Consider the following 13,120-nt stretch of genomic DNA (forward strand, 5'->3'; position numbering starts at 1 on the left):
TACGTGGGGATCCGAGTTACTCAGGTCCGCGGTTGCTTGTCGTGCGGCATCTACGCACGGCGCTGCATCTCGCGCCAACTCCAACCGCGCCGTACTCCGCCTCTCGGGGGGGGCAAGAGCCACCGGGATTGAGGCATTCCATCTCGGTGTGCGGCTAGCTGTCGACCTTAATCCGTCCGCCTGGTGGGATGTTCTGCGCCATGGAAATGACGAAGGCCGGTGTCATGGACGGCCGTTCAGTGTCTATGCACCCTGAACTTGCAGCCCATGGGCAGGGAGAACCGAGCCGCAGGTTATGTAACTGACAGCTACGAGCCGTCACTTGTAGCTATGACTCAAGGTGAACAGTCGGGTATGAGAGTTGCGGCCACCACTTCAAAGGGGAAGCTTTTGCGGCTTTTGAACCAAAGGAGATTTCGTTGCGAAAGCAAAATCCACCCAATAGATGTCATCCACTTGGGGGAAACCGAGACGCCTGTTGACCGTGACGCACAGGGCATCTACCTGCAACAACGGGCAGATGACCCTCAGTACATAGCTATTGCGCAGCCTGGCGTTTGCGGAATCTCGCCCCTTCGGCCGCTTGTATGATTGGCCAGGCTTCATTCGCTTCCCCTTGAACTCAACTTAGGAGTAAGTGAGTTCGAGGATTCCGGCCCGCTGAAGAGGCGCCGGTTGATCAGTCCCGTGAGGCTGACAGGGGGAGAGGGGAGGTGGTGCGATGAGCTCCGAGGTGGAGGTGCGCCGCAGGTGGACCGGCCCTGAAAAGTGGACGGTTGGCTTGGCGGCTGTGACTCTACTGGTGGCGATCATCGCCTTGGCGGTTCAGTTCACTCAGTAACACTGAGTACCGCCCGAGGACCCGGCCGAGCCGAGCAGCTGCACACCATGCAGCGAGCCCGGTCTCTTGGTGATCGACCGGGCTCGTGAACTGCGTAGGGGGGCCTGACCGGGGTAGGAGCCGGGAGGGCCCTCCGTCGCTCCCGTCGCGATTCGCAAGCAAACTATTTTGCTTACAGATTCCATTCAACGGACGACAACTAGGACTATACAACGCGACGTTGTCATCCACACAGGTAGGTGGAAGACCTGAAGAGACGGGTAGCCACCTGGCCTGCGGTCACGCCATGGGTCGGCGCGAGGTTGTCGAGGTCGAGGCGGGTACCGCTGTCGGGACACGGGCACGAAGAGCGAGACCATGCCCCGACAGGGGCCGAGCCGTCTGTCGGGCCCTGGTCCGTCACTGATCCAAGAGCGTGAGGGCATTGCATGCCTCGCGGCGGCGTGCCTGTACATCGTGGATACGGTGAAGCAGGTACGAGGACTCCATATCCGGTACACGTCTTTATGGAGTGGCGTGGTTGCGAACGCGTCGCCTTCGCGAAAGTGACGAATGGTGGTGATCAGAGCCAACCGAACCGGGAGCGCCCGACGAGTCCCAAGCTGCTGTCAGTGATCCGTAGTACCCGCGCACGCGCGCGCAAGGCGCGACCGGTCGCGCCTCATTCACACCAGGGACTCCGGGGGCGTAGGGGACACCCTGCCGGGTCTGCTCTCTACAACCTTCCCCCTCCCCTGGAGAGGAACAGAGAAGAGGGGGTGCTACAGCGTCCCCCTCGTCCCCACACTCGGCTCAACGGGCAGATTAGGCGCACGATTCAGTCCGCCCCCCGCGGGGGGCCGTCCCCCGTCGGTGACACCGCGTCCCCTCCCATGATCACGTCGCCCCCATCACACACGACCGCCCCGGCAGCATCGAGCCAACCGGCGCGGTTGTACGGGTATCGAGCTACGCGGCGGCCATGATCGTGTAGCGCCTGCCGTTCTTCTTGCTCGTCGGGGCGGTGATGGCGATGCCTCGGGCTCGGAGCGCCAGCGCGGTCTACCTGAGGCGTTGGCTCAGGACCGCTGCGGTGCGCGGCCACCGGTCGGTGCTGCCGCCGACTCGGGCTGTGAGTACATCGAGCAGCTCGGTCATGGTTCCTGTCCAGCCACCAACGGGGAACATCGACGAGCCGACCCAGTCGCGCAGCGTGGCGGTAACGGGCTGACCGTCGAGCACAGCGTCGACCAAGTCGTCCTGCGCCCCGTAGAAGGTGTTCAGCCCTTGCCATCCAGTGACACGGTCGATCGCGTGCAGCAGCACCGCGAAGTCGGCCATGCGAGCAAGGCGGGTCAAGTCTGCTGCTGCCGGGAGATCGGCCCAGACCTCATCGGCGAGGTCGAGCAACGCCCCGAGGACTTCCGGGCGCGCCCCCTCGTACGCACCCCTCAGAGCGGCGGCCGTGCGCCTCTGGGTAATCGGCAGCAGTTCGAGCGGCGTCATGCGCTCGGCCAGGTCATTGCGCAGTGCGCCGATGTCAATGCCGGTGAGCAGTACAGGCCGTTGATAGACCAGTAGGCTCACGTCATCGTCGCTGTACAGAGCTCGACTCACCTGCGCGTCGCCTGTGACGACGCGACACAGCGCGTCCGACAGACAGCCCGGTACGCCCGAGAGGTTGCCGAGCGCGAGCATCCATCTGGCAGCCACCGGTACGCAGAGGTTCGAGCGCGAGCACGATCAGCCTCGACGACGACACCGTGAGCGTCCTGCGGGCCCACCGGGTCCGACAGAACAAGGAGCGGCTCAAGGCCGGGGCAGCCTGGCAGGCCACTGGGAAGGTCTTCGTCCAGGAAGACGGTTCCTGGCTGCGCCCCGACACCGTGTCTAGGGAGTTCCGGCGCGTGTCCGACGAGGTCGGCCTCCCGCCGATCAATCTCCGTGACCTGCGACACTCGACGATCACGCTCACGTCGGACACGTACACGAGCCTGATGCCGCAGGTGGACAAGGCCGCCGCTGAGGCAGCCGCACGACTCGTCCCTCGGGCCCGTCCCGCGGTCGCAGCGAACACGGCCAGCGACACCACCGCTCCCGCATCTCTCCCGCACGAGGGGTGAAACGACGAAGCGCCCCGACCGGCCGAAGCCAGGCGAGGCGCTAAGTAGCAGGTCAGAGGGGTTCTCCTCCGCCTACAGCAGGTAGGCCATGTCGGACTCGAACCGACAACCAACGGATTAAAAGTCCGCTGCTCTGCCAATTGAGCTAATGGCCCTTGGCACAACACCCCCGAGCATAGCCCGCCGGGGCCCGTCGGCCGATCGGGTATCGGTCGACGGGGCCCGGCGCGGCCCGGAAAGCGGGGAGTGCGGGGGCGTGTGCGGGGCGCGGGGCGGGGCTAGTACAGGCCCTCGTACGGCTGCCAGCCCGTGCCGAGCACCGCCGTCGCGCCGAACGTTCCCCGGCCCGTGCCGAGGTTGCGCAGCAGGCGGCCGCTGGTGTCGCGGGTCAGCAGGTCGTTGGTGCCGTTCGCGTCCAGGTCGCCGACGCCGACGAAGGCGTTGCGGTTCGCGGCCCACTTCGCGCCGTGGGCCAGGACGCCGGGCCTGACCGTGGCGGAGCCGTCCGCGCGGGTGCGGCCCTCGTAGCGCCAGAGGTTGTCGGCCTTGTCGACCGCGAGCAGGTCACCGACGCCGTCGCCGTTCAGGTCGCCCGCGCCGATCACCGCGCGGAAGCCCGTCCACTTCGAGCCGATCTTGACCCCGGGCCGCAGGCCGCCCGTCGCCGTCGTCGCGTAGAGGTAGACGTCACCGGTCGTGCGCTGGCGGGCCACCAGGTCCGGGCGGCCGTCGCCCGTCATGTCGCCGGGGGCGGTCAGGACGTCGAAGGCGCTGAAGCCGCGGCCGATCCTGACCCGGGCGCCGCCCGGACGCGGCAGGCCGCGGCCCTCGGCGTAGCGGTAGAGGTCGCCCGCCGTGGTGCGCACCAGCAGGTCGTTGGCGCCGTCGCGGTCCACGTCGCCGAGCGCGACGACGTGGTTGACGCCCGACCAGCCGGCGGAGGGGATGCCGCGGTTCATGCCGGGCCCCTGGTGGGCGCTGAGCTCGCCCTGCCGCCGCGTCAGCAGCTCGGGCTCGCCGTCGCCGTCGTGGTCCCGGAACGGCGCGGTGCCGCCCTGCGCCCGCACCACACCGGAGGTCACCGCGCGCGTCCCCGCGCCGTCGCCCGCGTCCGCGCTCAGCGTCCAGGCGTACGGGCCGTTGACGACCGGCTTCCCGTCGGCGTCCTTGCCGTCCCAGCCCGCCTTCAGCACGGCCCCCTCAGGGGTGGTGACCGTGCCGGAGACGGTACGGACGGTCCTGCCCGTGCGCTGCTCCTTCAGGGCGAGGCTCCAGCGCGCCACGGGCCGCGACAGCAGCCACTCCGGCGCCCAGGCGGCCTGCCCGCCCCCGCGGCCGCCGAAGTCGGCCGCGCCGTCGACCCGCGCGTCCACGACGCCCACCGCCGAGCGCGGGACGGTCACCGGCTTGATGTGGATGCGCTGCTGCGCGTCGGTGTACGCGACGTGGCCGCCGAACCTGTCGACGGTCCAGCCGATGCCGCGCCCCGCGGAGTCCGACGGCGGGGCGTCGGAGAACACGCGCGTCGTCACGGGCGCGTCGCCGCCCTCGTGGAAGTCGGTGAGCACCAGCTTGTTCAGCGTCTTGTCGTTCCGTACGAGATAGCCGTCGCCCAGCAGCACCTCGCCGTTCCTGGGGACCGCCTTCGACACGCGGGTCTTGCTGTCCCAGACTCCGGCCTTCGACGTGCCGCACACCCAGTAGACCCAGCGGCCCACCACCTGGAGTTCGGTGGGGGAGCAGCCGGAGCCGAGCGGGAAGTCGGCGGAGTTCTTCTTCGTCGCGAGGTTCGTCCAGCTCACCGTCCCGGACGTCCTGCCGGGCTTCCACAGGAGCGGGCCCCAGAGCGCCGCCGCGGTCTGCGAGCGGGTGAGGACGACGCCGGTCTCGCCGTGCTGCTCGAAGTCGGCGACGTACTGACGGCCGTCGTCGCTGTTGGTGACCGTGTAGCGGCCCGTCCCCGCGACGAGGCTGCCCGGTCCGCCGAGGTGGACGGTCTTGGCGGTGGAGGTGGAGAGGGGCGCGCTCACGCCCCAGTCCGTGCCGTGCGCCACCAGCCCGTCGCCCAAGGAGCGCAGGCCGCCGTAGGAGTTGCCGTAGTAGCTGCGCACCCGTCGCTCGCCCGGTACGGGCGTGCCGGACAGCGCGGTGTCCCGCTCGTACAGGGCCCTGGTGGAAGAGCCCTCCGAGTCGGCGACGTAGTGGAGGCGACCGGCGCCCAGCGCCAGTTCCTGGACCTTCGTCGGGATCGGGGCGACCGTCTGCAACCGGGTGAGGACCGGCTCCCCGTCCGGCCCGGTGGTGATCCGCCGCACGGCCCAGTCGCTCGCCTTGGTGCCGCCGACCGCCATGGCGCCGCCGGGCGCGGGGATCAGCTCCTCGGAGGCCTGCGGCAGCAGTTCGCGCGCCTCGCCGCCGCCGACCGGCACCGACTGGAGCTTGTAGCCCGCCCTGGTCCCCTCCCAGCCCGGGTCGATGAGCTTGCGGAACACGATCCGGTCGCCGACGGCCACGGCCACGGTGAACGGGCGCTCGCCCGGGGTCTGGGCGGGCAGCGGCGTCCGCGTCGGCGTCGCCGACGGGTCGTCGCGCGGCACCGTCCGGACGACCCCGCCCTCGTCGTTCTCGGCCCACAGCACCAGGTGCTCGTCGCCCATGGACCTGATGTCCGAGAACCGTGCGTTGGACACGGGGCGCAGCTTCCCCGTGGCGTAGTCCAGGTAGAAGCGCTGGCGCGCCTCGCCCTCCAGGTGGAAGTCGAGGAACGCCCCTTCGAGGTCCTGGAGGTGGGTCGGCCAGACGCGTTCCGCCCCGGCGGGGAAGCCCGTGACCGGGGTCTCCACGACCGTGTCGCCCGTCTTGCGCAGGATGCTCAGTCCGGTGATCCCCGTGTCCGGCACCCTGGCCACCGTCACGGTGTCCGCGGTGTACACGACGGCCATGTCGTCCGCCTGGAAGTCGAACTCCGTGACGGCTCCGGTGGCGAGGGAGCGGATGCTCGCCCGGTAGCCGCTCTCGCCGTAGGTCTCCGTGACGCGGAGACCCGAGTGGTCCAAGTTCCGGTCCGGGCGCGTCGTCGGCCGGGTCTCGCCGGTGGCGGAGTCCGTCCAGAAGTACTTGTCGCTGCCCTCCTGCCTGGATACGTATCCGGTGCTTCCCGCGTCCGACAGGTGCACGGAGCGGGGCGCGCGGCGGGCTTCCGCCGGGATCACGACCTCTTCGGGTGCGGCGGAGGCGGACGCGGAGGAGGCGGGCGCGGAGGAGGGAGAGGAGGCGGCGGAGGCGGCGGCGGGTGCGGCGGACACCGTGGTCTTCGTTCCCGTGTCCGCCGCGACGGCCGTGCCGGGGGCGGCCAGGAACGGGGCGCCGCTCGCGGCGAGTGCGACGGCGGTGGCCGTCAGCCGGATCCTCCGGTGCGGGCGTCTCGTGCTCGGCGTTCTCATGCTGTGTGTCATTCCGTTTCGTCGGACCGAGGCTTCGTTTCGTCGGACCGGAGGGTGGGGTGGTGTGGTGGGGCGCCGGACCGGAGGGTGCGGTGGGCGCCGGTCAGGACGCAGGAGTCAGGCGTCAGGAAACGGAGCGGTACTTCTGCCAGCCCGCGCCGATCCGTACGGTCGGGCGCAGGGCACCCGCCCCGGTCACGTAGTTGCGCAGCAGGTGACCCGCGGCGTTGCGGGAGACCAGGTCGGGAACGCCGTCCTTGTTGAGGTCGCCCGCGCCGACGAAGGCGTTGCGGCCCTTGGCCCAGCCGCCGCCTGCCACCAGGACGCGCGGCTTCAGCGAGCCGGAGGCCGCACCGGCGTACCGCCAGAGGTTGTCGGCCCTGTCCACCGCGTACACGTCCGCGACGCCGTCGCCCGTCACGTCGCCCGCGCCGAACACCGCGCGGTAGCCGGTCCACTTGGCGCCGATCTTCCCGCGCGCCTTGAGGCCGCCCGCGGCGTTGTTGGCGAACAGGTACAGGTCGCCGGTCGTGCGCTGCCTGGCCACCAGGTCCGCACGGCCGTCGCCGGTCAGGTCGCCGGGCGACATCAGGACGTCGTACTGGTTCCAGCCGGTGCCGAGCTGTCGCTCCTCGGAGCCGTTGAACACGAACCCGCCGTGGCAGTTGAGCGTGAGGGAGGTGAGCTTGCCGCCGGGACGGCGCAACAGCGCGTCGTTGCAGGTGTCGCCGTTCAGGTCGCTGAAGGGCACCACCGCTTCGTAGGTGCTGGCCAGGTAGCTGCTGTCGACCACGATGCCGCCGCGGCCGTTGCCCCGGTGGACCTTCAGCTCCCGCGTCCCGGCGGCGCCGCCGGGGCCGTCGAGCGTCAGCAGGTCGCCGACCCCGTCGTTCGGGCCGGAGAAGTCCCGCCAGGGCGCCGTGCCCGCCACCTTGAGCCGGCCGCCGCGCACGAGCGGCGCGCCCTGCCCGTCGGCGGGGAGGACCGTCAGGGTCCAGTCGTACGAGCCCTTGACGGCCTGGTTGCCCTTCGCGTCCTTGGCGTCCCACACCGGCGTGAGCCTGCCGCGGGTCTCCCCGCCGGTCAGCGTCCGCACCGCCCTGCCGGTGATCGCGTCCTTGAAGGCGAGCGTCCAGCGGGCGGCGGGCTTGGACAGCACCGCGTCCACCGGGACGACGAGGTTGGCCGAGACGGCGGGGGACTCGTCGGTCAGGGTCAGCGGCTGCGCGGGGACGCCGGAGGGCACCACGTGCACCCGCTCCTGTGCGTCCGCGTACGCGACGTGTCCGCCGAACCGGTCCACGCTCCAGCGCACGTGGCGCTGCGGTGCCCCGGTGTCGGGCAGGTCGCCGATCGTGCGGCTCTCGGCCGAGCCGGTCGCCACACCGGTCAGGACGAGCTTCCCCGCGCCCTTGTCGTGCGTGACCACGAAGCCGTCGCCGAGCAGTGCCTCGCCCGGAGGGACGGGCACGGACTTCTTCGCCGTACGGTCGTAGACCCCGGCCGGGCCGCCGTCGGCGCAGTTCCAGTAGATCCAGCGGCCGACCGTCTGGAGTTCGGCGGGGACGCAGCCCGAGCCCGTGGCGACGGTCTCGGTGACCCTCTTGGTGGCGAGGTCGAGCGCGGTGACGCTGCCCGCGCCGGTGCCCGGGGCCCACAGCTTCCCGTCCCAGAGCGAGGCCGCCGTGCCCGGCCGTTGCAGGACGGGCACGCTGCGGAACGTGTCGTAGACGGTCTGCGCGCCCGTCTTCGCCCCGGCGTGGAGGGCGTAGTGCCCCGCGGCCGAGGTGACGGCGCCGTACTCGGGCGTGGTGAGGGAGTCGTGGTACTCGCCCCTGCCCGACCAGAGCCGGCCGGTCCCGTCGCCCAGCGGGTCCTCGCGGACGAACCCGCCGCCGCCCGCGCCGCGCAGCGAGCGGCACTCGTGGTCGGCCGCCGCGCAGTCCGTCGGGCCCATGTGGAGCGACCAGAGCGCCTCGCGCGGGCCGGGGACCGGCGTTCCCGCGGCGGCAAGGGGGCGGACGTAGTCGAGCCGCCGCCCTGTCGGTGCGCTGTCGTCGGTGACGGCGAGGAAGCCGTCGGAGAGCGCGAGTCCGTCGATCCGGGCGGAGACCGGCGGCAGCCGCTTGATCTGCGTGACGACGGGCCTGCCCGTCGCGTCGGGGGCGATGCGGCGGATGCCCCAGTCGGCGGGGGACGTGCCGCCGACGGTGACGGCGGTGCCGCCGGGGGCCGCCGCCAGCGCACCGGCGGCGCTCCGGCCGGGCAGCAGCGTCCGGGGGCCGCCGTCGAGCGGCACGACCTGGAGGCGCGTGTCCCACTCGTGGACGATCTGGCGCACCAGCGAGTCGCCCACCAGCGCCAGTTGGTGCGTCGGCTTCGACGGGCCAGGGGCGCTCATGGTCACCGTGGACGGCTTCGCCGAGAGGTCGGCGCGGGGCGACACCGTCAGGGTGGCGTTGTCCAGGCCGTACGCCACGAGGTACGTGGGCGAGAGCATGGCGAACCGGTAGTCGTCGGTGAGCGGCGCGGTGACCCCTTCGAAGCGTCCCGTCTCCGCGTCCACCACGAACATCCGGCGCGTGCCGTCCAGCCGCCCGATGAAGACGATCGCACCGGAGTCGGCCGTGACGGGCTCGCCGGTCGTCGCGCCCTCGGGCAGCCCGTTCAGCGTCGCGTCACGGGTCGTGCCGTCGGCCTGCGGGGTGAGCAGGTGTTTGACGGAGCGGGCGCCGTCGGCCGACGTGACGTGCGCGACGACGGTCGATCCGTACGTGCCCGCGTACCGCGCCCCCTCCGGGAGCGTGACCACCCTGGTGGTGCCGGTGGCCGCGTCGCGCAGTTCGACCCGGCCGTTCCCGACGTGTGCGAGCACGTCGCTGCCCGTCGGCTCGACCTTGACGCCGGGTCCCGGCGCGGCGACGGGGAAGGACCTGCCGTCCGCGTACCGCGTCCACTGGCGACCTGCCAGCCCCTCCTCGGTGTGGAACACGCCCAGCGCGCCCGCGCCGTCTCCGGGGCCCGACCTTCCGGGGTACGCGAGTTCGGCGGCCCTGGCCGAGGGCCGCAGCGTCTCGGGAACCACGACCTCGGCGGGTGCGGCGGACGGACCGGTTCCCGGTGCGGCGGTCTCCCCGGGCGCGGCGAGTGCGGCCGGGCCGCCCGTCGGGCCGAGACCGGCGGCGAACGCCACGGCCAGCACGGTGGAAACGCCGGCACGCAGCAGCGCATGACGGTTCAAAAGGAGCCCCTCCCCAGGTGCCCGTAAAGGCGTGGGAGGGCTCGACGGCCGCGCTTCGGGCGTGACGCGCCCGGTCCGGCCCCCCCCTTGCCGTGCCCCCACCACAAGTGGGCGGAGCGTAACAGCCGCCTCATGGGCAACGGAAGGGGTTTTCGAACCTGTTCAAATCACTGTGCCGTACGTCCCGGACGGCACCGCTCCGTACGACCGTCCGTACGAAGCGGCACGAGCCCGTCCGTACAGAGCGGCACAAGCCCGTCCGTACAGAGCGGCACGAGCCCGTCCGTACAGAGCGGCACGAGCCCGTCCGTACGGCTCAGTGGATGCTGCCGTACTGCTGCCACCCGGCCCCGACCTGCACCGTCCCGCCGAACGACCCCTTGCCGTCGCCCGCGTTGCGCAGCAGCTCGCCGGTCGGGCGGCGGGAGATCAGGTCCGCCCTGCCGTCCCCGGTCACGTCCCCGACGCCGACGAACTCCGCGCGGTTCACGCCCCAGTTCTTGCCGTACACCAGCGCTCCGGGCTTCAGCGCGCCGCTCTTCGTGCCGTCGAACCGCCACAGCGAGTTCGCCCTGTCGACCGCGAGCAGGTCGCCGACGCCGTCGCCGTTCAGGTCGCCCGCGCCGATCACCGCGCGGTAGCCCGTCCACTTCGAGGCGATCTTGACCCCGGGCTTCAGGCGGCCCGTCGCGGTGGTCGCGTACAGGTACACGTCACCGGTCGCCCGCTGCCGCGCCACCAGGTCCGGCAGCCCGTCCCCCGTCATGTCCCCCGCCGTGGTCAGCACGTCGAAGGAGTTGAAGCCCGCGCCGATCCGCACGCGCGGCGCCTTCGCGGACGGCAGGCCCACGCACTTGCCGGAGACGGCGGACAGTTCGCCCTTCGTGTCCCGTACGACGAGGTCGTTGCAGCCGTCGCCGTCCAGGTCGCCGAACGGCACGACCGCGGTGACGCCCGCCCAGCCGCCGGAACCGGTGACCACGCGGCCCGAGGTCCCGGTCCTGTCCGTGATTTCCTCGTGCGAGGTGAGCTCCGCGCCGCGCTTGGCGATCAGCTCGGGAACGCCGTTCCCGTCGAGGTCGCGGTACGGCGTGGCGCCGCCGGTCACCGTGAACTTCCCGGAGCCCGCCGTGCGCGCCCCCGTGCCGTCGCCCGGGTCGACGCTCAGCGTCCAGCTGTGCGTCCCGCCGGCCGCCCGCTTGCCCCCGGCGTCCTTCACGTCCCAGCTCGCCTTGATCCGGGCGCCGTCGGGCGTCGCGGACGCCCCCGACAGCGTCCGCACCGTGCGGCCCGCCGCGTCCTTGACCGTGACGCTCCAGCGCGCCGCCGGGCGGCTCAGCAGCCAGCTGCCGTTCCAGGTGTTCTCGTCGTCCCGCGGGGAGTTCGCCGCGACCCAGATGTCCGCGTCCGACTCCACCGGGCCGATCGAGGAGCGCGGCACGGTCACGGGCCGCACGTGGACGCGCTGCTGCGCGTCCACGTACGCGACGCCCCCGCCGAACTTGTCGACGGTCCAGCCCGTGCCGCGCCCGGCGCCCGCCGGGACCTCGGCGAACGCCGACGTCTTCGCGGGGCCCGTACCCGTGTGGAAGTCGGTGAGCATCAGCTTGCCCGCCGCACTGTCGTTCCGTACGAGGAAGCCGTCGCCCAGCAGCGCCTCACCGGACGGCACTGCGGTCGACGTGCGGGTCTTCTGGTCCCACACGCCCGCCTTGCCGCCCGCGCCGCAGGCCCAGTAGATCCAGCGGCCCACGGCCTGGAGTTCGCTGGGCGCGCAGCCCGAGCCGAGCGGGAAGTCGACGGAGTTCTTCTTCGTCGCGAGGTTCGTCCAGCTCACCGTCCCCGCCTTCGCGCCCGGCTTCCACAGCGTGGCGCCCCACACCGACGCGGCGCTCGCCGCGCGCGTCAGCTCGATGCCGTAGTACTTCATGTCACCGATGCGCTGCTTGCCGTCGGGGCCGTTCGAAACGGTGTAGCGGCCGGTGGCGTCGATCAGCTCGCCGGGCGCGTCCAGCATCCGCAGTCCGTTGCGGCTGATCGGGGCGACGACCGCGGATCCGTTGGAGTACGCGGACGAGCCGTCGCCCAGCGCGCGCAGACCCGTCGCGCGGTCGTTGAAGAGCGCGTACTTGAGGACCGGGGAGCCGGACAGCGCGCCGCCGGGCGTGAAGTCCTGCTCGTACAGGCCGGTGTCCGGCGCGGCGTCCGCCGCGCTGAGGAAGCTGAGCCGTCCGCCGCCCAGCGCCAGCGCCTCGATCTTCGCGACGACCGGTTCGACCTTCCGTACGGTGGTGAGTTCGGGCACCCCGCCGGGCGCCGCCTTCACCTCGCGCACCGCCCAGTCGTTCGCGCCCGTGCCGCCCGTGACCAGCGCGCGGCCGTCCGCGGTCTGCGCGAGCGCCTCGTGCGCGTGGCGCAGCAGTTCGCGGGGCTCGCCGCCGCCCACGGGCACGGCCAGCAGACGGCCGCCCGCGCGGTACTGTTTCGCGGGCGCGCTCTGCGCCTTGGCGACCAGGATCCAGTCGCCCACCGACCCGTACTTCCCGTGCGCCATCTCGGGTCCGGACGGTTCGGGCAGCGGGGTGCTCACGGGAGCGGCGGTCGGGTCGGCGCGGTCGATCGTCAGGACGGAGGAGTGGCCGCCCACGGCCCTCAGCACATGGCGCTCGCCCATGACCACGATCGTGCTCGCGAAGCCCCTCGGCAGTTCGGTGACCCGTCCGGTCGCGAAATCGAGCAGCCCCGCCGTCGTACCGCCGTTCTCGGCGGTACGGCCCAGCGTCAGCACGGCGCCCCTGCCGTCCTGGGCCTCCGGCAGCGTACGGGCGAACGCGACGCCCTGCGGAATGCCGGTGACGGGCCGGGCGGTGCCCTGCGCGTCGACCATGACGGGAGCGGTGAGCAGGCCGTCCACCACGCGGTACGCCAGCACCTCGTCGGCCGTGAAGACCAGCGAGGCCCAGCGGTGGCCGTCGGGCAGCGGCACCTCGGTGGCCTTGCCGGTGACCAGTTCGGTGATCGTCACGGTCCTGGAGACCACGGCGCCGTCGGCGTCCTTGGTGACCTTCTCGCTCGCCCGCAGCCCGTCGTGACCGCGCGAGTGGTCGTCCACCGCCTGCTTGGTCTCCCCGGACGCGTAATCGGTCCACAGCAGGCCCCCGCGCCCCTCCTGGCGGTGCAGGTAGCCGTCGCGCGTGGCCTCGGTGACCCGGTCGGCGCGCGGCAGGAAGCGGGTACCGGCCGGAACGACGGCGCCGCCGTCCGCGGAGGCGCCGGGAGCGGCGGAGTCGGGAGCGGCGGGGTCGGCGAGCGCGGCGGGCGCGGTGACCGCGCAGAGTCCGGCGCCCACCGAGAGCACGACGGCGGTGGCGGCGGCGCGGCGCAGCGCGGAGCGGTGGCGTATCAAGGGGTCTCTCCCGGGAGCTGTACGGAACTGCCGGCAGGTCCCCTGTGGTGCACACTCCCCGCAATTTTACTTGCACTTTAACATCGG

At 71.9% G+C, this 13,120-nt stretch carries 5 protein-coding genes and 1 tRNA gene; 1 reads left to right on the top strand and 5 read right to left on the bottom strand.

Translation table 11 applies throughout. From position 1 onward, the window contains the following. Positions 1 to 1,882: 1,882 nt before the first annotated feature. On the bottom strand, positions 1,883 to 2,518 hold the full coding sequence (locus ACIBNE_RS11490; RefSeq protein ID WP_399271314.1) for a hypothetical protein: 636 nt from the start codon (positions 2,516 to 2,518) through the stop codon (positions 1,883 to 1,885). A 65-nt stretch (positions 2,519 to 2,583) separates the two neighbouring features. Here ACIBNE_RS11490 and ACIBNE_RS11495 point away from each other — a divergent pair, with 65 nt between their 5' ends. Then, positions 2,584 to 2,943 (top strand): hypothetical protein, encoded by a 360-nt coding sequence (locus ACIBNE_RS11495; RefSeq protein WP_399271315.1) that lies wholly within the window; start codon positions 2,584 to 2,586, stop codon positions 2,941 to 2,943. A gap of 82 nt (positions 2,944 to 3,025) precedes the next feature. Here the strand turns inward: ACIBNE_RS11495 and ACIBNE_RS11500 are convergent. From ACIBNE_RS11500 to ACIBNE_RS11515, 4 genes are all read right to left on the bottom strand, one after another. Further along, positions 3,026 to 3,098, bottom strand: a tRNA-Lys gene (locus ACIBNE_RS11500). A 123-nt stretch (positions 3,099 to 3,221) separates the two neighbouring features. Continuing rightward, complete coding sequence (locus ACIBNE_RS11505; protein WP_399271316.1) at positions 3,222 to 6,386, bottom strand: FG-GAP repeat domain-containing protein; 3,165 nt, start codon at positions 6,384 to 6,386, stop codon at positions 3,222 to 3,224. 124 nt (positions 6,387 to 6,510) lie between these two features. After that, positions 6,511 to 9,627 (bottom strand): FG-GAP-like repeat-containing protein, encoded by a 3,117-nt coding sequence (locus tag ACIBNE_RS11510; protein ID WP_399271317.1) that lies wholly within the window; start codon positions 9,625 to 9,627, stop codon positions 6,511 to 6,513. A gap of 316 nt (positions 9,628 to 9,943) precedes the next feature. Next, positions 9,944 to 13,033 carry an FG-GAP-like repeat-containing protein gene (locus ACIBNE_RS11515; protein WP_399271318.1) on the bottom strand — a complete coding sequence of 1,030 codons (3,090 nt, stop codon included), beginning with the start codon at positions 13,031 to 13,033 and terminating at the stop codon, positions 9,944 to 9,946. Positions 13,034 to 13,120: the final 87 nt, after the last annotated feature.

This window comes from Streptomyces sp. NPDC050504, assembly GCF_044458065.1.
GTDB lineage: Bacteria > Actinomycetota > Actinomycetes > Streptomycetales > Streptomycetaceae > Streptomyces.